Origin of the sequence: Colwellia sp. MB02u-9 (genome assembly GCF_014077085.1) — a bacterium.
GTDB lineage: Bacteria > Pseudomonadota > Gammaproteobacteria > Enterobacterales > Alteromonadaceae > Cognaticolwellia.
Genome location: NZ_JACGVF010000059.1, coordinates 1 through 23,100, shown reverse-complemented (window position 1 = coordinate 23,100; position 23,100 = coordinate 1). Strand labels below are relative to the sequence as shown.

The window sequence follows — 23,100 nt, the reverse complement described above, 5'->3', positions numbered from 1 at the left end:
CTTAATCCTCCAAGTTCTTACCAATTAATCGCATTAAGAAAATAGCAACTATATTGGCGATAATAACAGCAACAATGCCGCCTGCTGAGCCACCACCGACGTCGAATTGTAATAATGATTGGGTGTAAATCAGATAGGTGATATTGGTTGATTCATAGCCTGGACCACCGCTGGTTGTGACTAATATTTCGGCGAAAATTGACAGTAAGAAGATAGTTTCAATTAAAATTACCGCGGTAATGGCGCGCGATAAGTGCGGCAAAACGATGTAATAAAATTTACTGAAGGGACCCGCACCATCTAAATCGGCGGCGTCAAGTTGCTCTCGATCTAACGATTGAATTGACGTCAGTAATATCAGCGCGGCAAACGGTAACCACTGCCACGAGACAATAATAATGATGGACAATAAGGGTATTTGAGCAAAGAAATCAATCGGCGACATGCCAAGCCAAGTCGCAAAATGTGCAAATAAACCATTCACCGGGTTCATCAGCATATTTTTCCACACTAAGGCAGAAACCGTCGGCATAACAAAGAAGGGGGCTAAGACCATAATACGGACGTAGTTACGACCCCAAATAGCTTGGTCAAGCAAAATAGCTAAACCAATACCACCGCCCAGGGTGATCAGTAAAACACCACCCACCAGTAATATTGTATTGAAAAATGAAGCAAAAAATGCCGGATCGGTCAGGAAAAATTCATAGTTTAGAAAACCAATAAAGGCATTATTTCCAGGGGTAAGTAGATTGTAATCTAAAAATGAAAAATACAATGTCATGCATAGCGGTACCAACATCCAAGCCAACAGTAAAACAACTGAAGGAAATAACATTAACCGAGCGAGTGTTCTTGAATTTGAAGTCGCCAACAGTAAAACCTCTTATAAGTAAAGCTTAGGGCAAGCACTTACGTGCTTGCCCACCAATAACTAATGAACTATTTTGGATAACGCGCTTTGCGCATTGTACGCTCTACTAAACGCTGAGAAGCCTTTAACGCTTCCTTTACCGTCATGGTGCCGGTCAGTGCCGCCGCAAATTGTTGTCCAACTGCCGTGCCGATACCTTGAAACTCAGGGATAGCGACAAATTGCACACCCACATAAGGAACAGGTTTAACGGTTGGGTTAACAGGATCAGCCGATTGGATAGAATCTATAGTAATTTGTGCAAAAGGTGCCGCACTGAGGTATTTAGGATTATTGTAAAGTGACGTTCTAGTACCCGGTGGTACTTTTGCCCAGCCTTTGTTTTTAGCCACTAAAGCTGAATATTCTTTAGACGTTGCCCAACTGATAAATTTCATCGCCGCGTCAGATCTCTTACTACTTGAAGGAATAGCTAATGTCCAAGCCCACAACCAGTTTCCGCGTTTGCCTAAACCTTTATCCGGGGCTAAAGCAAAGCCGACCTTGTCTGCTACGGCAGAATCTTTTTCGTTAGTCACAAATGAACCTGCCACCGTGGCATCAATCCACATACCGCATTTACCGGTTTGGAATAAGGCTAAGTTTTCATTAAAACCATTAGCGGATGCGCCCGGAGGACCAGACTCTGCCATCACATCTACATAGTATTGCAAGGTGTCATGCCATTCTTGGGTGTCAAATTGTGGTTGCCAGTTTTCGTCAAACCAACGCGCACCAAATGAGTTAGACATAGCCGTTATTAGGGCCATATTATCACCCCAACCGGCTTTACCCCGTAAACAGATACCATAAACACCGGCTTCTTTGTCTGTCATGGCTTTAGCTGCTTGACGAATAAAGCCCCAACTTGGCTTTTTAGGCATTTCAAGTCCCGCTTTTGCAATCAAGTCGGTGCGATACATCACCATCGAACTTTCACCATAAAATGGGGCGGCAAAAAGCTTTTCGTCTACGGTTAAGCCACTTCTTATCGCGGGTAATAAATCATCAACATCATAGCTGGCGCCTAGGTTATCAAGTTCAGTTAACCAACCTTGTTTGCCCCAAATTGGCACTTCATATGTGCCTATGGTCATTACGTCGTATTGTCCACCACCGGTGGCCACATCAGTCGTGACACGTTGACGAAGGATATTCTCTTCTAAAGTCACCCACTTTAAGGCGATATCAGGGTTTTGGCGGGTGAAGTCATTGCTGAGTTCTTTCATGGTGATCATGTCACCATTGTTAACTGTGGCGATGGTGATCGTCTCTTTTGCGGCGACTGCTGCACTCATGGTCATCACGCCACAAGCTAGCATCATTAATTTATTTTTCATCAGGTGTTCCCCATATTCAACGTTAATGTCTCACCAAACGGTGTTAAATGAGACTTTTATTATCATTATAATTGTCATTGTAAGTTATTGTAGTCTATAAGAAAATAGACTTGCCATGCCGCTTGGGCTTAAGCCCAGGTCAACATGGCTAGCGTTAATCAGCCGACAACGCCGGCTAATTTTTTAAAACTTAACCGAAATCTCTGAGGTGAAGCCGTCAAAGCCTGTACCGATTTGGCCACCTGAATTAGCGCCTTCTTCTTGATCAACATATTCAAACTTCAACAATGTTTTGTCATTAAACCAGTAACCTGCGGCGACTTGAATACGCTCAACCGTGTTGTCAGTTTGTGCGATTAAATCTGAAGTGTTTTCCGCTTCTGAATAACGCGCCGCTAGATAAAACTTGTTCGGTATTATGTAGTGCTGTGCTTCAAAGGTGTAGTACTCAACAGACGAGTCGCCTTTAATGACACTATTTGAGTCGAAAGTTGTACCATTAGCATCGGCAATACCGTCAACACCAAAGTAAGTAATGCCGGCTACGGCGTTACCGGCGGCATCGGCGAAAGTGTAATCATCCGTTGACTTACCTAACATGAAAATTAGACTAGTTTCTGCAGTTGGCTGATACGCTAAGTTTAACTGAATAATTGACTGTTCAACCCCTGGCATAGCGCCAACATGGGTATCACGCTCGCTCGAACCTGAAGCAGAGAAGTTGTAGTTTTCACCATCACCAAAGCGATAGTTAGTGGTGGTAACACCAGCAAGACTGGCTACACCATTTTCAAAACGTAGTTGGTCGCCTTGGTTGGCTTGGAAATAATTTAAACCCGCTTTAAACCCGCCAGCAAATTCAAGTGTTCCTTGCAGTCGAAAGTTAAAGCCGCGATCTTCTTGGAAGGCTTCACCAAAACTTGACGTAGTGACATGACCGGCAACATTATAGCCGCGGATCAGACCGCTATCGCGTGTCTCGCTGTAGCTTAATTGCATCCCATTTTCTGCAGTTGCATAGTCTGTTATACCGTTACCAATAAGGGCATTGCCTTGGTTATCAGCGCCATCTTGAAAACCTTTAAATTGGAAAGGTGATGCGCCTATGTTACCTAAGCGAAGTGTTAAGTCAGCGTTATCGCGCGCGGCGCCAGAAAGGCCGAGTAGTTCAAATTCAATCCCGGCGAAATCTTGGTGAAAGGCGAAATCTCGGTCGCCGTTATTACCAAAATCGTTTGGCTCTTCCGCGATGTCGACATCAGCGACGATATACTCGTTGATGTGAAATTTAAATTGTAAATTAACTCTGATACGACCAAAGCCTGAAGACTGCTCTTCGTCTACTGGACGAAACGCGCCCTCTTTCGCTTGAATGGCTTGGTAGTTTTGCAATGCGAGGAAGTTAACTTCTGCAAGGCCGTCAAGAAATTCGGCAGATTGTACGTACGTCGGTGCTGATGCGGCCATAACCGCTGCTGCGAGTAAACCAAATTTATGAGTTTTGCGGATTGTTAAGTTGGACATATTCATTCCCCTTTTAGCTGCTAACAAAGTTAGTGTTGTTTGTATGTTTTTTAACATAGTGAACCCTGTATATTTTATGTGTTATTTGTAAACTTATTAATTTATTTACATTTGAACCCGTTAACTTACAAAAGCCATCTTTCGTATAAATGTTCAGGCGCTGAACATAATCCCACTCAAAATTTATATAGTCAACCTGTTTGTTCATAAAAGACCCATGCTTTTTAATAAAATAAATATTAGTCATTAAATTCAATTAATTATTTTCATATATAGTTTATGAAAAAGCTAAATTAGAGATAGGATATTTCGATTTTATGTTTGCTTCTCGGTGCTTTTCGCACTAGAACATGCATAAAAAGTGGTTATAATATGGTTTAAATAAGGTTCAAATGAAGTAAAAATGACACTTTAAAACTAAGATTAGCGCCATTGAATAGGGCAACATTATATTTACAACAGGCATACTGATGAGATTTTTTAGTTTTGTTTAGCTGCGTTTGGGTATAAAAAAACCTCCTACGCATTAGGCTAAAAATTAAGCACAGATTAAGCTAGGATTAGAGAAAGCCCTGATGATTAAAATATCTGCCAAAATAGCTTAAAATGAAAAAAGCTACCGCATTCAACCTTTAAAGGCAGCATGAAATGTCATAACACGGGGTTAAATTATTGCGTTTTATTCTTTGAAGTTACTCTTTGAAATTATCACTTTGAAGTTATCACTTTGAAGTAAAAAGGCTGATGCTAAAAGGTGGCAGTATTGCAATCAACCAGGCTTAAAACATGAGTTGAATAAATAAATTGTTAGCTTACCTATCAAAAATAAAAGTAGCCTTTTCGGTTTAAATGCCAATTGCTTTTATTTTATATACCAGTTTTTTACACTCTTCTTCTGTACAGATGTTAGTAAAACTTAGAATGAGACTTGGATGCACAGGTCTTGATGACCATTGTGATAACCCCTGAGCAAATAAACCCGCAGCCATCATTTTGTTTGATAGCTCAACATCATTTATATCTGGATTGTTAAGTTTTACTATCATGTGCATGCCTCCAGGTTGATTTTCTATCGAAATTTTATCACCCAAAATTTGCTTAAATACTCTGGCAGTTAACTCTCGGCGTTCTCGATATAATTTTCTCATCCGTTGAATATGTCGTGACAGCTGCCCTTCCTCGATAAAAGCTAATACACAAGCTTGAGTGAGCGCAGCAACATTGCCAGCATAAAGTTCAGCACATTGCTCAAAAGCTTGGACCTTAGTTTTAGGCACCACAATGTAGGCTATGCGTAAACTTGGAACAAGCACCTTACTAAAGGTGCCTGAATAAACCACTCTGTCTTGGCTATCTAAACTTTTTAATGCCGGTAATGGCAGTCCGGTATGGCGATATTCACCGTCATAGTCATCTTCAATAATCCAGCTTTGATGTCTATTTGCCCAATCTAATAATGCTTGTCTGCGCTGCAAAGATAACGAAACACAGGTTGGACTTTGATGAGTGGGTGTAACTATAACCACATCGGCTGCAATGTTTGATGGAAGATTAATACCCTCTTCATCAACTGGTACTGAGACAATATGTGAGAACTTAGCCTTTAATATCTTTGCCGTGAGTGGATAACCCGGATCTTCTATGGCAATGGTAGACTGAGCATTTAAAAGCACTTGGGTGATCCAGTTGATTGAATTGACATAGCCAGAGGTGATAAATACCTGCGTTGGATCACATTGTACTCCTCGAGAAAGCTGTAAATATTGTGCTATTGAGGTTCTTAATGGCGCCAGCCCGTAAGCACAAGGATATGCTAGATCGTCCTTATTAATATTTCGCGCACATCGGGCGGCCATTCTTGACCAGGCTTTTCTGGGAAAAGCATCTAAGGCAGGAATACCGAGTTGAAAAGGTAAAAGCTGAGCTGTTTGAATTTCACCCGTAAACCCTGGCTGGCGGGTATTAACCTTAGGTTTTTCAATTTTGGATGGCGTAAGTAACTTTTCACTGACCCGTGTTCCAGCTTGACCACTAGACTCAATATAGCCCTCGGCTTTTAATATCGCATAACCTTCTTCTACGGTACCGCGCGCAACGCCCATTTCTTTTGAGAGCACTCGAGCGGCTGGGATCCGCTCACCCGGCTTTAATATACCTTGCAAAATAGCAGCATGAATTCGTTGATACACTTTTTGATAAGCCAGGATTTTAGCCATTAATTTCTCATCTTTAATATGGTCTATAAAAAAAGTAAATTCATGGCTCTTTTTTAGAGCCATATTTACTAGTATCATACAAGCCTTCATGGGTGAAACCAATAGATGAAGATACCTAATTTTAGAGAGAAATATGAACGTATTAGTGATCACTTGTAGTGCGCAGCAACAAAAGTCTTCCAGCTATAATTTAGCGCAAACCATGCTAAAACAGTTAGCCAGTATTAACACTATTGAAGTAGAGTATTTTGATGCAACTAGGCTTCCACATGTAGATAGCCTTTACGCCGATGCAGTGTGTACTGGTCATCAGCCACACGACACAAATCAAGGAAGCTTAGCCCTTTCAGATCGATTGATTGCATCTCTTGAGTTTGCTGATGTTGTGATTATCGCCTCTCCGATGCATAACTACTTTTTACCTTCAAGCTTAAAAAGCTGGATAGACCATGTTGTTAGAGCAGGAAAAACCTTTGAGATTACTGCAACTGGCAAACAAGCGCTATTAAACGATAAGCCGGTGTATATTCTGATTTCATCAGGCGGCTTTTTTTTAAATGCAAACGCTACTCAACCCGACTTTTTTACACCTTATATGAAGGAAGTATTAGGGACAATTGGCCTTAAAAATATGCATTTTTTTGCCCTCGAAGGTACTGCGTTAAGTCACAACTTAGTACAACCGCAGATAGATAAATTAAAGCGAGAAATTTGTGAGCATTTAGTTACTCACTTTTCTTAAGCCTTGATGCAAATATTATTTGAGCAAGGCCCGTACCTATTTTGTCAAAATCACTTAAATTTTAATTACTGAACATTACTAAATATTACTAAGCTAGGAAGTTTATATGAATACCCGTATTTATTTATCGATCAAAGCAACATTACTGGCATTATTATGCCTAATATCAAGCACGCACTTTGTACAGGCAGAAGCTGAAGATTATTCAGCTGATGGAGAACGAAGAGCCAAATCCGCAGGCCAGTCTTTAGTCGGCACTTTAGCCCCTCAAATGACGATTGTCACCATTGACGGCCAGACGATAGATTTAGCCAATGTTTATGGTAAAAAACCAGTTTATATTAAATTTTGGGCAACTTGGTGTGTGCCTTGTCGTCAACAAATGCCAGGCTTTGAAGCCATTTATACAAAGTATGGTGAAAAAGTTCAGGTCATTGCCGTGAATACTGGCATCAGTGACAATCTAAAATCAGTCAATGCCTTTCGAGAAAAAATGCACTTGACGATGCCAATAACGATTGATGATGGCAAGCTAGCCCGTGCATTTAATTTACGTGTAACTCCCCAGCATTTATTAATCGATAAACGTGGAAAATTTGCTTACTTTGGACACAAAGATGATGAAAAATTTCATCAAGCATTGAACAAGCTAGTAGCCGAAAAAGTCAATAATCAGCCAGTAAGTAACCCTACTTTTATCGTTAACGACTCGGGTTATAAACAGGGTGATACGGTAGCAAACCTTTCCTTATCTTCCATTGATGATGTACTTATCGATATACCCTTTAATAGACCTAAGAGTAAAAAAGTGGGCTTAGTCTTCTTTGGCCCTTGGTGTGAATGGTATTTAGAAGAAACAGAGCCTAAAACCTCTAAAGCCTGTAAACAGGTTCGTGAACTCTTAGAGAGTAAATCAAAAAAATCGAATATTCAGTGGATAAACATTTCAACTAACTTATGGTCATCTGTTGCCGATTTGCAGGATTACCGAAAGAGTTATAAAACAACCTTGCCCATTGTATTTGACAAAACAGGTAACTTGTTTACTCAGTTTGATGTCAACCAGCTTCCTACTATTATCCTGATAGATGCTAACGGAAAAATAAGTCTAAAGTCTTCCATTCAAGATGATGATTTTGCCGCGGCTTTACACATTATTTCAAAACTTAAGTAAACCCAGTAATTTAGCAATATAAGGACAGTATGAAACATATTATTCAAGTCATCCCATGGTTTATCATCTTGATCTGCTCATCAAACGTCATGAACACACAAGCCAGTGAAAGACAGAAACTCATTGCTATTTCTATGCTTGTGGCATCAGATAAACCTGCCCCAGAGCAGACACAAACGTTAGCGTTAATCATGAAACCACGTAAAGGATGGCATGGTTACTGGCGTAACCCTGGTGATGCAGGATTTCCTGCGAGTTATGATTGGCAGTTACCCAAAGGGGTTAGCATAGCAAAGGTTCAATATCCTGCGCCAAGTCAGCTTATGACCAGAAATTTTATGAATTATATTTATCACGATGAATTCGTTCTGCTTGCACCGCTAACGATTGATAAAAGTATTGCTATGGGTACAAAAATCACCGTAAAACTTGATATCAGTTACTTAGCCTGTAGCCCAATAAGCTGTATGCCTGAGCAGCAAAAAGTTGCAACCACATTCGTTGTGGGTAATGGCACTAGTGATAATAATCAGGCTAAATTCAATCAATGGCGCGACAAATTACCCAAGCCATTAGACTCAAAAGGACAGTTTTCCTCAGATGAAAAACGCTTTACACTTTCTTTGCCTTTACCTAGTTCAATAGCAAGTAGCAACGCGCATATTTATCCTGTTATCAATAACATGATAATAAATAATGCTCCGCAAGCCTTTATTCATCATGATGGTTTGCTGACGATGCAAACTCAAGTTGGCGATGAATTTGGCTCGTTATTTCAGGGCGTATTAGTGCTAGATAATGGTATTGCCTTAAGTTTTAAAGCAGATAACACTGAGCATGTCTCGTTCCCAGTAAACAGTAAACAGTAATAACCATTGCCCAAGCCAAAACCAAAATACATGGTCACTTGGCATAACCGCTTTGCTTGGGGCTATGTTAGCTGGTTTATTATTAAATGTGATGCCCTGTGTGTTCACCATTTTAAGTTTAAAAACATTAAGCCTTTCACGTCAGATTTCTGAAAAACAGGCCAAAAGAGGAGCGATAGCTTACTCCCTTAGTACGGTTTTTGTCTGTGTTTTATTAGGTGGGTGATCTTAGGATTACGAGTGTTGGGGCATCAAATTAGTTAGGGATTTCAGTTACAAAGCCCTAGGGTTATGGCGACTTTAATATTATTGATGAATGCTATTGGCTTTAATCTAGCCGGCTTGTTTGAGATCGCCACCTTAACTTCGGGCTTTGATCTTCAAGATAAAAAATCCACCCACTTGAGCAACAAGCCGGTTTCCCGGCTTCTCACCTAATGCCAGCCGTTAGTACTTAACAAACACCACACTGGATAATGCCGGCACAGTAAAACCGTTTTCATCGGCTTTACTCTGCTTTAGTAAAGCATCCAGGCTATTTTGTTGGATGGGATGCAGTTGATAATCCTTAGCTTGAGGGTAAGCAAATGTTTGTGCTTTAGTACTGGTATTAAAAATCACCAGTAAACTTTCCACATTTTCATCAACGCGTTGGCCAAGTGTGTCATCTACTTTCATTACCAACAAACCTAAAGTTTGATTAGCCACTGAATGCTGACTTAGGTTAAGAAAACTCACCTTGGCGATAATATCCTCAGCGGTTGTTAATCTAAATAATGGCGAGCTCATACGTAGAGCTATCATCTCTTCAAATATCTTAGCGCTAAAACCAATGTCTTGAGCGCTAACCTGATCTCGTCCTTGATGACCTTTACGTACTTGGTTAATTAACGGCCAGTTCTCTTGGTCTTTATCACTGGGCGGCAAACCAACATGGTAGTAATTTTTATGCTGAGTAAAATCAACACGATTAAACCAATCGCCATAGTCATAACTGTCTCTAAGAAAAGATTTTGAGCGCATAAATTCACTGCCCATATGCAAAAAGGGAATACCTTGAGCATAGAGAACAAACGACAAGCTTTGTAAATGCATTCTAACGCGATCAGCGGTTGAAACATCAAAAGCCAAACGATACTGGCTGTTATCCCACAGCGTTTGATTATCATGCTTTGAAACATAATTAATAGTATCAGCAGGGTCTAAGGCGTAGCCTGTTGGCTGATCGCCATAAGGAATATCTTTGCCTAGTATCGCTTTACCCTCAATAAGATAAAGCGGAAAGTTTGATAAATTCCCCGTTAAACCAATGCGTAGCTGATCCATGCGAAGATGGTATGCTTGCAAATTATTTTTTTGAGATGAAATACTTTGTGTTTGACGTTCGTTTGGCTGCATCAGTAAACCATTACCTAGCCCTTGTGAATCACGCGTATTATTACCACCACCACGCACGGCATCACGCAATCTGTCGCTATAAGTACCAATTTCACTGCCGCCTAGCTCTAGTTGACTCGCTTGAACAAAACGAGTGTTGTTCGCAACTTCACCAAAGTTCCAACCTTCGCCATAAAAATAAGTATCCGCATCCACTGCTCGCACCGCTTCTCGCGCTGCCAGCATGGCACTTTTTGTTTGATGACCCATTAAATCAAAACGAAAGCCATCTATTTTATAATCACGCGCCCAAGTCACCAATGAATCTGACATTAACTTGGCCATCATCACCCGCTCGGTCGCGGTATTGCCACAGGTGTTACAGGTTGACTGTTCGACTTCACCGGTAATGATATTAAGCCGGTGATAATAATGGGGCACAATTTTATCAAGCACCGACTTTTCTTTTAAACCAAATTGATAAGTATGATTATAAACAACATCCATAATGACGCGAAAACCTAGGCGGTGAATACTTTGCACCATTTCACGAAACTCAACTAAACGGCTTTTACCTTTTGGACTGAGTGCGTAACTCCCCTCGGGTACCGTGTAATGAAAAGGGTCATAACCCCAGTTAAAATTATCAAATTGACGCAGTTCACTCACCATTTTTTGCGCTTGAGCACTGCTAGCATCAAAACTAGCGAGTAGTGATTTCAAGCTTTGTTCTTCACTGAAATCATTTAAATAAGAAAAATCAGTGCTACAAATATGGCTAGTTGGCGCAATATCACATACTTTTACCTTTACTTGAGCAAGAGTATCATTGATATCCACCGACTGACTGTCGTCTTCATTAATAGTGGCTAAATCGTAAGTGGGCAGTAAATGAATATTGTTTAAGCCCGCTTTTTTAAGTGCCTTTAAATGGCTTATGCCACTGGAATTTTGCTCGCTAAACGCTTTGTATTTTCCTCTAAATTTATTATTCGACAGCGCATTATCATCAGAACTAAAGTCTCTAATGTGCGTTTCATAAAATATATTATCTTCAATATTTTCAACCTTAGGCACAGTCTGGCTTTGCCAGTTAAGCGGTTGCGTAGTCGCATCATTTAAATCAACTACCTGTGAATACTGACTATTAACAGACAAGCTAAGTGAATATGGGTCTGTGGTGATCAGTGTTTCTATTTGCTTTGATTGAGGATGATAAACCGTGACTTGGTATTGATAATAAGCGCCATCGAGTGAGCTATCGCCGACAACAGACCAAATACCAGACTTGGTATCTTCAAGCATTGTTAGGCTAGCGGTTGATAAGGGAGATAAATCGTCATTAAAAAGTAATAATTTGACCTTTTGCGCTGTTGGAGCCCATAACTTAAAGCTCACGTCATTTTCAGTGATCTTTGTGCCTAAGTTTGTTTCTTCATTGGCATCATTTTCACCTTGCGTATAAAGGGCGTCTAACACCGCGCCCGTTTGTACGAAATGCACATCTTGTATTTGCTTATTTTGCGCCAGCCCAACAACCACTAATGGCTGCTTTAACCACGCTTTAGCTTGCGAAGGTAACAACTCAACTTTATAGGCTTGAAAGTCAGCAAGATGTGGGAATTTTTTCATTAAATAATCAGGCAAATTAACCGCTAATAAATCAAGGGCCGCAAAATCTGTTTTTGCTAGCTTGAGTAACTGGTAAAGTACCTGTTGGTTAGCTTTAGGCATAACCAATAAATTTGGCGTTAGCCAGTGAACTGAACTATCACTCGCTTGAGCCACTAGCTCAGCAGGTACAAGTGAGTTTGCTTCAGCTACCGCTGCAAGCGAATTGCTCTTTTTCGACTGTTCACTGCAAGCCGTTAACAGTAGCGCAGCAAAACATGATGCATAAATAAAAAGTGATCTATAGTGCTTTTTCATTGTAACCAATCAAGTAAGTTTTCCTTGCCCTTAACTTACTTGTTAAGGGCATATAAAAAAACCCATTTTGCTATTTTGCATACGTATTCAGTTTAATATTACCCGCTAGTATGGCGACTGTATGGCTAATATATGGCTACTGAGTATCATTGAAGCTGCTCGATGCAACTTCAATCAGTCAGGTTAATTTGAGCAGTATAGTTTGGGCTGTATCAATTAAATCAGCTTATTGCTATGACGTTGACGCAACCATAAAATGGCCTAGCTTAAGCAAGTATCTGATCGGACTAAAACAACTTATACCGCGTTATTTAGTTTCTCATCAGCATTCTCATCAACACCCTCATCAACAGAGTGACTTACTTATTTTAATAACTGTCGTTGCATACGTATTCAATCGATTTTTTGGATAAATACACCGAGTGAATACGTATGCATACGCTATTCATCTGCCAGTCAGCGCTTTATATTAAAGTTGTTCAGAAATGGCCGTCTGTTTAGCTTTATTTAACCAGATGACATGACATGACAAGACTAATAAAAAATATAATTATTAAGCTAATGGGAAAATAGCTTATAAAAATTAATTAAGCTCATGGGAAAATGGCTTATAAAAATTAATTAAGAATCAGCCAGGGGAACCTTTCAATGTTAAATTTTAAACCAAGTAAAATGACGTTAGCGTTAATTTCAAGTGGCCTTATCGCCTTAAGCACACCAACGTTTGCTGCTGAAGAAGTCGCCGCAGCGAAAAAGAATGACGAAAAAGAAATTGAAGTCATTCAAGTTAGTGGCTTTCGTAAAAGTATTGTCGAATCTATCAACCTTAAGCGTTATTCATCAAACGTAGTTGAGGCTATTTCAGCAGAAGATATAGGTAAATTGCCAGATTCTTCAATTGCTGAATCAATTGCTCGTTTACCGGGCCTAGCAGCGCAGCGTATTGATGGCCGTGCGAGCAAAGTAAGTATTCGTGGTTTTGGCGAAAATGAAAGTGGCACCACCTTAAATGGTCGTGAGCAAGTGTCTATTGGTGATAACCGCGGCGTTGAATTTGACCTGTACCCCTCTGAAATTATGAGCGGCGTTACCGTTTATAAAACACCCAATGCTAGCCTTGAAGGTGAAGGTATCGCCGGTGTAATCGATTTACAAACCATTAAACCGTTAGACCAAGACGGTCGTGTTATTCAATTTAATGGTACCTATGAAAAAACCAGTTTTGATAAGTTAAACCCTGATGGTGATAATGATGGTTTAAAAGGCACGTTCTTCTATATGGATCAATTTGCTGATGATACCTTAGGTGTCGCTTTTGCCTACACCACCATGGCCTCGCCTAACCAAGAAAAGCGTTGGAATGCATGGGGTTATCCTGAATTTGAATATGAAGATGGCTCAAAAGGTTCTATCTTAGGTGGTGCTAAGCCATTCGTTCGCTCATCTAACTTAGAGCGTGACTCAGCTATGTTAGTGATTGAAGCTACGCCAACCGATGACATAAAAATGACCTTTGATGCACTTTATGTCGACTTTTTAGATACTAAAATTTTACGTGGTATTGAAATACCTTTCGCATGGGGTCAAGGTTCTATTTCGGCTGATACCGCGGTAATTGACGCGGCAACAGGCTTTGTTACCAGTGCAATCACACAAGATCAACGCGTTGTAGTACGTAATGACTATGAAGAACGTGAAGCACAATTAATGTCATTAGGTTTTAATACTAACTGGGCCGTAACGGATGGTTGGACATTAGATTTTGATGTGGCTTATTCAAAAGTTGAACGTGATGTGTACAGTGTTGAAAGTTATGCTGGTACGGGTCGTGGTGATAGTCGAGGTGCTGGTGATGACTTAGGTTACACTTTTAACTCAGGCAATACCGGTGCTACCTTCGCTCACGGCTTAGATTATAGCGACTACAACCTAATGCAACTCGGCGGTCCACTAAGTTGGGGTTGGAGTGGCGCATTAAATGACCAATATGGCGTTACCGGTACTGAGTACGAAAACCAATTACAAGATGGCTTTATCAATACCCCAAGCATTGATGATGAGCTAATGTCATTAAAGTTTGCTGCTAGCCAAGAGCTTGATTCAAACTTCATCACTGAAATTACTTACGGCGTTGCTTATCGCGAACGTGAAAAAACCAAACAGTCTGAAGGTTATTTCATGACCTTAAGTGATTTTTCTCTTGATAATCCAGGCATGAAAGTTGTACCAGAAGAATACCGTGAAGGCACTGCTAACTTAGACTTTATTGGTATGGGCGATATGATCGCTTATGACACTATGGGCTTAATCAAAGATGGTTATTATAACCTAATGCAAGAAAGCTTAACTAATCCAACCCATGCCACCAAGTCTTGGATGGTCAATGAAAAAGTAATGTCTGCTTTTGTACAAGCTGAAATATCTTCTGAAATTGCGGGTATGCCATTAACCGGTAATGTGGGTGTACGTTATGTTTATACCGACCAATCGTCACAAGGTAATGCTTTTAACACCGTTGATGGTTTAGTGGTTACTCAACCGACTGACGTGAGCCATGACTATAGTCACTTTTTACCGAGTGTAAACTTGTCAATGCAAATTGACGATACTCAAACATTACGCTTTGGTGCTGCAAAAACTATTTCTCGTGCACGTTTAGATGAAATGAATGCGTCATTTAACGCCTCATATAATCAACAACCCGATACCGAAGGTAACTACTGGAGTGTCTCAGGTGGTAACCCTTCACTTGAGCCAAAAGAAGCCATTGGACTTGATTTATCTTATGAAAATTACTTCAGTGCTGAAGGTTACTTTTCCGTAGCTCTTTTCCACAAAGATTTACAAAACTGGATCTTTGATGGTAGTTACGCCGTGGATATGACTGGCGTAGCAAACCCAGCTACAGGTGAAATACCCGCAACAACATCAGGTACGGGTAATGGTAAAGTCAATGGTGGCGAAGGCACACTTTGGGGTTATGAATTATCGGCAACTTTACCTCTTAACATGCTAACAGAGCATCTTGATGGTTTCGGACTTATTGCGAGTTATACTGGCATTGAATCTGATATGAAAGATCAAAATGATAATGACTACGAGTTACCTGGTTTATCTAAAAGTATTACCAGTGCGACCTTTTATTACGATAAAAATGGTTTCTCTGCTCGTGCCAGTATGCGTAAACGTGATGCCTTTAAAGGTGATGTTTACGGCCTAGGTTTCAATACAGTACAAGTTGATATTGTGGGTGAAACTATTGTTGATGCACAAATTGGTTATGACTTCGCTGAAGGTGGTTTTGAAAGCTTAGAAGGTTTATCTATCTTCTTACAAGGTTATAACTTAACTGAAGAGCCATTCACCTCATTACAAGGTGACAATGCACTACAAGTCCGTGATTACCAAGACTACGGTAGCTCTTATTTATTAGGCTTTAGCTACAAAATGTAATTTTTTAGTCTAGTGCGATAAAGTAAAGCCCTTGTGATAATCTCTTGCAAGGGCTTTTTTATACCAATTTCATTAATTAGGTGGTCTACTTTATACGCAGGAAAAATGGCCAAATACAAGGCATTTATTTTAATAACTAGTTGTTCTAATTATTAAATAAATAACGCAGTAGTGGGTTATTTTAACCAGTAAAAATGATCAGATAATGAGTGAGATTGGTATTAATTAACCTACACTGCTATCACGCTCGAGAAATATTATGCATAAAAATAACACTCAAGGTCAGATAAAAAATATCGTTATTGTCGGTGGTGGTACCGCTGGATGGATGACAGCTTCACTACTCGCAAAAGTACTAGGTAAAACCCTCAATATTACTTTAGTTGAATCAGATAAAATTGGCATTGTTGGTGTGGGTGAAGCCACCATACCTCCTATCGTTAACTTTAACAGCGCTATTGGCATTGATGAAAAAGCGTTTATTAAAGCCACTAAAGGCACAATGAAACTGGGGATAGAATTTAATCACTGGCATCAAGACGGTGAGCGCTATATGCATGCTTTTGGCAGCATAGGTAAAAAATTCCCTTTCTGTGATTTTCATCATTTCTGGCAAAAACATCAACAATTACAAAGTGGCAGCGACAATATTGACGGTAACAGTTTCTGGGATTATTCCTTAAACTACCAAGCCGCTAAGCAAGGTAAGTTCGCGCCAATTAAACACATTCCCAATACCAATTTACCTGGGTTAGCCTACGCTTATCACTTTGATGCCGGTTTATACGCTAAATTTTTACGTAAACACGCAGAGGACTTAGGGGTAAGGCGCATTGAAGGAACGATTACCGACATAGCGCAAGATCATAAATCAGGCGATATCAACAGCGTAACACTTGAAGATGGCACCAGTATTAGCGGTGATTTATTTATTGACTGTACGGGCCTAGCGGCTATTTTAATAGAAAAAACACTCAGTACCGGTTATGACGACTACTCTCACTGGTTGCCCTGTGATCGTGCCATCGCCGTACCTTGTGAAAAAACCGATAATATTGAAGCTTACACCCGCTCAACTGCCCATAAAGTTGGCTGGCAATGGCACATTCCACTGCAACATAGAACAGGGAATGGCTTAGTTTATGCCAGTAAACACATGAGTGATGAAGAGGCTAAAGCGTTATTACTCAAAAACATTGACGGTAAACCGCTAGCCGAGCCAAAAATAATCTCATTTAAAACCGGTCGCCGCCGTAAGCAATGGAATAAAAATGTTATTGCCATTGGTTTATCTAGTGGCTTTTTTGAACCCTTAGAAGCCACTAATATTCACTTAATTCAAATGGCTGCCACGCGCTTAGTTAAATTTTTTCCTCACTACGGTATTAACCTTGAAGAAGTTAACGAATTCAATCGTCAATCAAAGGTGGAGTCTGAAGGTATTCGCGATTTCATTATTTTACATTACAAACTTAATAACCGCCGCGATAGTGAATTTTGGCGGGCTTGTCAGCGCATGGATGTACCTAAGTCATTAATGAATAAAATTCAGTTATTCAAAAAAACAGGGAAAGTATTTTGTCAGCCTGACGATTTATTTACTGAAACAGCATGGCAACAAGTCATGATAGGTCAAGGTAATATACCCGAAGATTATCACCCATTAGTGGATACCTTATCAGAAGAACAGGTAGACGATTTAATGAAAAACTTAAAAATATTAATCAATCGCACGGTAGAAACTATGCCAAGCCATGATGATTTTTTACGTTCACTATAAGCGTGTTTGGTAACAACAAACCTATAACTTAAAAACCTATAACTTAAAAACCAGTAACTTAAAAAATAATAGTCTAACAAAGCTATCGTTTAAAAAAGCGGTGAATTAACAAATTTACCGCTTAAACATATCTTCATGAGGTGTATGCAATCCGTTGTTCTACTTCTGTGGACGTGGCACTTGCAGCACCTAAAAAAAATAGCATCATGACTAAAATAGATTTCATCATAACTTTTTCTAAAGCTTATTGTTCAGTTTCACTACTAGGTTTTATTTAATAGGACTAGGTTTAGAAACCTGTTCCATTAAATCATTATTCCATTTTCCTTCTACCGATACATGCGCTAAAGCGCCCAACATAACGGCTTCAATTAAGTTATGGTTAACATAAGCATAACTACCAGGTTGTTTAAAGGTATACATTGCTGCTACAGCTGAACCGCCAAGTACTGACCATGTTTCTTGATTAGTGATCGGTGTGTCATTAAATGAACCACCTGGCCATACAAGATCGCCGTGACCACCAATCAAATGGATACGGGTGTCACGATTTGCTTCTGAATGTAGGAATAAAACCGTTTCCCCCACTTTGGCTGTCATGGCATTTTCCCCCGTTAAAGCACCCACTTTGCCATTAAAGGTAATATGTGTCGGAATTAAACCTCGCATTACAGCCATAGTTTCAGCCATGCCCTCTGCCGGTGAGTTATAACGTTTGTATTTACCATGGTCATCTTTAGGCACATACCAATCTTGCTCGCCGATATAATAGGCTTTGTCATAGCTTACAGGTTGACCCTTTTCATCTTTTAAACCTTCACGAGGTAAAATCATAATAGCGCCATTCATACCTGAAACAATATGGAATGGAATCATTACACCACCTGGTGCACAATGATAAACAAACACACCCGCTTTAGTGGCTTTAAAACGAAGTACAACTTGTTCGCCAGGAGATACATCAGTTAAAGCACCCCCACCCAAAGCACCTGTTGCCGCATGAAAATCTATGTTATGGAGCAGTGTATTTGTTTTAGGATTTTTCAGGGTTAGCTCCACATAATCCCCTACATGCGCGACAATCATTGGACCCGGGTTTGAACCTTCAAAGGTCATTGCTTGGACAAATGCGCCTGGTGATATTTCCATCTCTTTTTCAACCACTTCCATGGTCATGGCAATAATTTTAGGGCCACCCTTAGCCACTTGCTCATGCTTAGGTAAAAATGGTGGTGCTACTAATATTTGTGTTACGCGCTCAAGTCCTTGCGCCTGTGATGCAAGGCCTACTTTAGCCGTATCAAGTGTCTCACCAGCATATGACCCTGCCGAAAAGGTTACCAGTGTTGTAGTGACTGCGATACTTAGGGCTAATTTTTTAAAAGGATTCACATTATGTCTCCAAGGTTTATTATCAATTACGTTCTAACCAACGCTAAGTCGTAACCATACCTCAAAACTTTTATATATCATTGATTTAGATCAAAAGAGCCATTGACACATCTAAATCATTTAAACGACATTGGTAATGCTTTTTACAACATTGCCGTAGTGTCGCCATCAGAAAAATGAAAATAGACAGCAACTAAGCATAAAAACATTTGGAATATACCTAACTCGAAACTCGGCAAGACATACTGAAAAATACATACTGAACAAGACATACTGAATGAAATAGCTTACCTCACACCAAAACCTCAACAAGTGAGGTTGACTTCAACTTGTCGCCAAAAAAAGCTAACAGAGGGGGTTGTTGTGGATAAATTACGATAATTAATTCTCTATTAAGATTTTTAATGCAATAGAGTGTTTAAAACGAGCATCAGTAATTCAGACCGGTATTTGATTTCATGGTAACTCAATGACTATGGTGGATAAGCGGACTATATATTGAGATAAATTTTAGTCCGCTGACCTAAGAGGTAACCGATAACTAGCTTCCGCTCAACACATAGCATAGTGAGCTTCCAACTTTAGTTGATTTTGCCTATTGGGTGTTGCCATATTTATTGAGATGCTGCCAACTTTATTCAGCTGCTACTTCAGGCCAGTTTATTTTTGAGCCATCAATACCATTTTTACAACTCATAGGATCATTACCTTTATAGTTTCTACAGCCCCAAAATTCGCCATTTTTACTGGAACGTAACACCATCTCTGCATTACATTTTTCACAAGTGGGTATGACATTTTGACATGATGGATTTAAACAAATTTTAAAGCCTTTATGACGTTTTTGGCTCATGGGGCTTGCACAGTTAGCGCAAGGTTGTTCTGTATGCTCGCAGCGCGGAAAGTGTGAACAGGAATAAAAAGCGCCATACTGACTGGCGCGTTTTTTTAATCTGCCGGTTTCACAAACCAGACAATTTAGCTCATCAATAAATGCTTGGCTGACTGCACTGCCAAATTCATCCAGCTCAAGGTCAAGGCTATGTTCATCGATAAGCTCTTTAACAAAGCAACTAGCATTGCTCATATCGGCAATAATATAAACTCTGTCTTTAGCCCTGGTTAGCGCGACATAAAATAAACGCCGCTCTTCTGCATAAGCAAAAGCTTCTTTTTTAGCGAGCAGTGCATCAAGCAGTGCGGGCGTTGCTTTTTCAGAAGGAAAGCCATGCGCACCTTTTTTCAGTCCGATAATAATCACATAATCAGCCTCTTTACCTTTTGAAGCATGAAAAGATTGCGCTTCAATGTTTAATAGCGAGTATTGATTATTTAACTGCTTTAACGCTGCTTTACTGGGTAACTGAAACCAAAAACGCGCTAGTAAGTAAACACTCACTGGCTGAGATACTTTAGCTGAAATAGCGGCTAAAGCCTCATCAACCGCGCCATTTTCCAGCTCATCAATGACATTTTTATTTGATGAGTTAAAAGCCGCATTCTCACGTTTCAGCAGTGAAACCGCAGGAGCTTGAACCTGTTTAAATGCGTTAATTTTTTTATGAATTTGTGCCGGATTTTTACCAATAAAATTGCTGGCGACTTTGCCAATTTGATTATTAAAACGAAAGGTTTTATCTAATACTGATTGCGTGGTGGCGCCAAAATAATTAGCAAAACCTGTGGTTAACCTCAGGTCTGCACCACTAAAACGATAAATAGCTTGCCAGTCGTCACCAACGGCAAAAATTGAACAGGCATTATTATTATCACGTAATGCTTTAACTAATCGCGCCCGTGGCGCTGATATATCTTGAAATTCATCCACCATAATATAACGCCACGGCGATTTAAATTGCCCCGTTTGAACATAAACTAGCGCTTTATTGATCATATCTTCAAAATCAATTTCTGCTTGGCGTTTTAAATGGGCTTCATAGGCAGTTAAAATGGGCTTAAGTAACACCAGTGCCTTGGCGGTTTGCTGTGGATCAGCAGAATGGGCAATAACCTTATCTTTTAAGCTATGCTCTAACGCGGCCTCTAAGCTTGAGTCGACATCAGCCGCTTTATAAAGCCCAACTAACTGATAAAACAAGCTAGCGAGTACGGTTATTCGTCCACTTTCTTTTAAACTTTCCAGTATCGCTTCATCAGGCAGTACTTCAACGGCAATTTTTTGGCGAGTAAAAAACGCGGCTAACGCGCTAATTAACCGACCTTGTTTATGCTGCGCGTAGCTTAATTCAAGACAAGGGGTTTGATAATGCTGATGAGTATTGCGCTTCCATGTTATCGCCTCATGGTAGGCCTTTTTATCAATAAAAGGCGCGGTATTGCCTTGCTCATCTATAGCGTAATATTCAATATAAACATTCAATTCAGGCAGAAAAAAGTTTGGTTGATATTGCTTACGCGCTATGGTTTTTAGCTTGTGTGCATAGCTAGCCTCATATTGGTATTCTATACCGTGATTAAATAACCAATTGGCAATAGTGAGCTCAGCAAAACTTTTAACTTTATCGCCTTTTAAACTCCGAATATCGTTGTCGGTTAAATATTGGTAGTACTCACCTAAGCTATTAAAATCAAAATCGTTTCGCTCAACGTAATAGTACTGAGTGAAATATTCGATGAGTAAATATCGATACTGAGCATGCTGATCAATTAAGCGTTCAAAACAGCTTTGGATCCACTTAGCCTTAGTTTTTTCATCTGTCGCTAATACCGACAAGCTAGGTTTAACCCCTTCCACCTGAGCAATAATATTTAGGCCTAAACTATGAAAAGTTGTCGCACTTATTTCAGTAGTCGCCAGTTTGTCTTTTATTCTTTCATCCATTTCGTCAGCGGCTTTACGGCCATAAGCCAGTAATAACATTTCACTAGGCTGCGCTTGTTGGCTATTAAGTAAATACCCGGCCCGCCCCACCATAACACTGGTTTTGCCTGTGCCAGCGCCCGCTAACAGCAAATTATTATCATTGTCGATAATACAAGCTCGACGCTGATGTAATGTTAAAGGATTAGACTCAACATCATCAAAAAAGTGTTGATGAACTTGCAGCTGCCGCTTGATATAGCGTTCACGACAATCATCTATATCCTGCGCTTGCCAATGTTGGTAATGGTTAAGCAATTGCAGTTTTTCAGTCACTATTGCTTTTGCTTTACTCTTGTTTATCCAAGGAAACCAACGCGTAAACTCTTGATTAACGGTTGATTGAACGCGTTTAATAGTCGATTGTCGTAGATATTGCTCATGGGTGATTTTTTTTATCGCACTTAATAAGGTGTCAAGCCGTTGCATGTTAGCCCCGACCCAGAGTTGCTGACAATGGCCCTGCTGCATAAGCCTTGAACTATAAGCTAGCATAGTAAGAACATAGCTTTTATTAGCCGTTTTTAAGGTAACAATTTGCCCAAAAAAACTGATACAAAACATCGGAGGGGCTAGAAGATCTTGCCATTTAATTTCGATTAAATTGTTTTCAACATCAAAAGACAAGCCAATTTCATTGATATTAATTGTCGTGTTTTTACCTATAAAACGGCCAAAAACACTTGAAGGGATATATTTCATTTACAACAAAAACCTAACACTGGAGAGAGAAAACAGGGAAAGAACTTATTCTAACATTAGTCATGTAAACAGGTAGAAATAAAAAGCACTAGGCACTTTGTAGGTTGGACTTTAGTCCATCAAGTTAAATGAAATTTAACCGTCAACAGCACAAATACCGAAAAAAAATATTACCCGTGATAGCTGTTTGTTAACCCACCTCGTTAATTTCCCGCTAAGCAGTTGACAGACTAAAGTCCATCCTACAAAAATCACAAGAAAAATCACAACCAAACGCCCAACGCCAAATATTCACCCGCAAACCCTTGTAGGTTGGACTTTAGTCCATCAAGTTAAATGAAATTTAACCGTCAACAGCACAAACACCGAAAAAATAATACCCGCGATAGCTGTTTGTTAACCCATCTCGTTAATTTCCCGCTAAGCAGTTGACAGACTAAAGTCCATCCTACAAAAATCAAAAGAAATTCACAAAAAATCATACAAAACTCACAAAAACCCCTGCACACAACGCCAAATGACCACCCGTAGGCACTTTGTAGATACCATCTCTCTATACCGATTTCAAACACTCATTTAAATTGCTTGAGATCGGTATTCGCTTTGGTGCTTTAACACCCCAAAACAAATCTGTACTAACTTTCTCATTGCAGCGCCAGCGCCTGCATTTTTGTTTTTCCTGTCTTCAATAAACGTTCATATTGAATCTTAATATCAGGATTATATTTAGTGGCAACAATCGCAGCCATGTATAAAACAGCCCGTATTCGACCCGGTCCATTTTTACATAATGTTGTTCGCCCCTTCA

12 protein-coding genes are annotated in these 23,100 nt (G+C 39.8%); 5 read left to right on the top strand and 7 right to left on the bottom strand.

Going from position 1 to position 23,100, the window contains the following annotated elements:
* Window position 1: 1 nt before the first annotated feature.
* The 4 genes from H4J65_RS00545 to H4J65_RS00530 form a co-directional block, all read right to left on the bottom strand.
* Window positions 2-874, bottom strand: a complete 873-nt coding sequence (locus H4J65_RS00545; protein ID WP_182135256.1) for a carbohydrate ABC transporter permease — start codon at window positions 872-874, stop codon at window positions 2-4.
* Between the two features lie 68 nt (window positions 875-942).
* Window positions 943-2,253, bottom strand: coding sequence for a sugar ABC transporter substrate-binding protein (locus tag H4J65_RS00540; protein ID WP_182194145.1), 1,311 nt, complete (start codon window positions 2,251-2,253; stop codon window positions 943-945).
* A gap of 183 nt (window positions 2,254-2,436) precedes the next feature.
* Window positions 2,437-3,777, bottom strand: coding sequence for a hypothetical protein (locus tag H4J65_RS00535; RefSeq protein ID WP_259367457.1), 1,341 nt, complete (start codon window positions 3,775-3,777; stop codon window positions 2,437-2,439).
* A gap of 845 nt (window positions 3,778-4,622) precedes the next feature.
* A complete protein-coding gene (locus H4J65_RS00530) occupies window positions 4,623-5,993 on the bottom strand; it encodes a PLP-dependent aminotransferase family protein (protein ID WP_182194138.1) in 1,371 nt (456 codons plus the stop codon).
* Between the two features lie 133 nt (window positions 5,994-6,126).
* Between H4J65_RS00530 and H4J65_RS00525 the strand changes: the two genes are divergently transcribed.
* The 3 genes from H4J65_RS00525 to H4J65_RS00515 all read left to right on the top strand — a co-directional run bounded on the left by H4J65_RS00525 (window position 6,127) and on the right by H4J65_RS00515 (window position 8,778).
* Window positions 6,127-6,735, top strand: a complete 609-nt coding sequence (locus tag H4J65_RS00525; RefSeq protein ID WP_182194135.1) for an FMN-dependent NADH-azoreductase — start codon at window positions 6,127-6,129, stop codon at window positions 6,733-6,735.
* A 106-nt stretch (window positions 6,736-6,841) separates the two neighbouring features.
* The gene (locus H4J65_RS00520; protein ID WP_182194131.1) at window positions 6,842-7,909 is read left to right on the top strand and encodes a thioredoxin family protein; all 1,068 of its coding nucleotides are present in this window, start codon (window positions 6,842-6,844) and stop codon (window positions 7,907-7,909) included.
* Between the two features lie 29 nt (window positions 7,910-7,938).
* Window positions 7,939-8,778, top strand: coding sequence for a protein-disulfide reductase DsbD domain-containing protein (locus H4J65_RS00515; RefSeq protein WP_259367456.1), 840 nt, complete (start codon window positions 7,939-7,941; stop codon window positions 8,776-8,778).
* 447 nt (window positions 8,779-9,225) lie between these two features.
* Here the strand turns inward: H4J65_RS00515 and pulA are convergent, their stop codons facing one another.
* Entirely contained in the window at window positions 9,226-12,084 is a 2,859-nt protein-coding gene (gene pulA, locus H4J65_RS00510) for a pullulanase-type alpha-1,6-glucosidase (RefSeq protein WP_182194128.1), read from the bottom strand.
* A 648-nt stretch (window positions 12,085-12,732) separates the two neighbouring features.
* On the opposite strand from pulA, the gene H4J65_RS00505 reads away from it, so the two are divergent.
* Together H4J65_RS00505 and H4J65_RS00500 are read left to right on the top strand one after the other, a co-directional pair.
* On the top strand, window positions 12,733-15,537 hold the full coding sequence (locus H4J65_RS00505) for a TonB-dependent receptor (protein ID WP_182194125.1): 2,805 nt from the start codon (window positions 12,733-12,735) through the stop codon (window positions 15,535-15,537).
* 259 nt (window positions 15,538-15,796) lie between these two features.
* Window positions 15,797-17,317: a tryptophan halogenase family protein gene (locus H4J65_RS00500; protein ID WP_182194123.1), complete on the top strand. Its 1,521-nt coding sequence runs from the start codon at window positions 15,797-15,799 to the stop codon at window positions 17,315-17,317.
* 270 nt (window positions 17,318-17,587) lie between these two features.
* On the opposite strand, the gene nirK is transcribed toward H4J65_RS00500, so the two are convergent.
* Both nirK and H4J65_RS00490 read right to left on the bottom strand, forming a co-directional pair.
* Entirely contained in the window at window positions 17,588-18,709 is a 1,122-nt protein-coding gene (nirK, locus tag H4J65_RS00495; RefSeq protein WP_310649891.1) for a copper-containing nitrite reductase, read from the bottom strand.
* A 634-nt stretch (window positions 18,710-19,343) separates the two neighbouring features.
* Window positions 19,344-22,292, bottom strand: coding sequence for a UvrD-helicase domain-containing protein (locus H4J65_RS00490; RefSeq protein ID WP_182194120.1), 2,949 nt, complete (start codon window positions 22,290-22,292; stop codon window positions 19,344-19,346).
* Between the last annotated feature and the right edge of the window lie 808 nt (window positions 22,293-23,100).

Bases quoted from the DNA above. Each gene is read 5' to 3' on its own strand.
- H4J65_RS00540 (WP_182194145.1), bottom strand. From the start codon at position 2,253: ATGAAAAATAAATTAATGATGCTAGCTTGTGGCGTGATGACCATGAGT.
- H4J65_RS00535 (WP_259367457.1), bottom strand. From the start codon at position 3,777: ATGTCCAACTTAACAATCCGCAAAACTCATAAATTTGGTTTACTCGCA.
- H4J65_RS00530 (WP_182194138.1), bottom strand. From the start codon at position 5,993: ATGGCTAAAATCCTGGCTTATCAAAAAGTGTATCAACGAATTCATGCT.
- H4J65_RS00525 (WP_182194135.1), top strand. From the start codon at position 6,127: ATGAACGTATTAGTGATCACTTGTAGTGCGCAGCAACAAAAGTCTTCC.
- H4J65_RS00520 (WP_182194131.1), top strand. From the start codon at position 6,842: ATGAATACCCGTATTTATTTATCGATCAAAGCAACATTACTGGCATTA.
- H4J65_RS00515 (WP_259367456.1), top strand. From the start codon at position 7,939: ATGAAACATATTATTCAAGTCATCCCATGGTTTATCATCTTGATCTGC.
- pulA (WP_182194128.1), bottom strand. From the start codon at position 12,084: ATGAAAAAGCACTATAGATCACTTTTTATTTATGCATCATGTTTTGCT.
- H4J65_RS00505 (WP_182194125.1), top strand. From the start codon at position 12,733: ATGTTAAATTTTAAACCAAGTAAAATGACGTTAGCGTTAATTTCAAGT.
- H4J65_RS00500 (WP_182194123.1), top strand. From the start codon at position 15,797: ATGCATAAAAATAACACTCAAGGTCAGATAAAAAATATCGTTATTGTC.
- H4J65_RS00490 (WP_182194120.1), bottom strand. From the start codon at position 22,292: ATGAAATATATCCCTTCAAGTGTTTTTGGCCGTTTTATAGGTAAAAAC.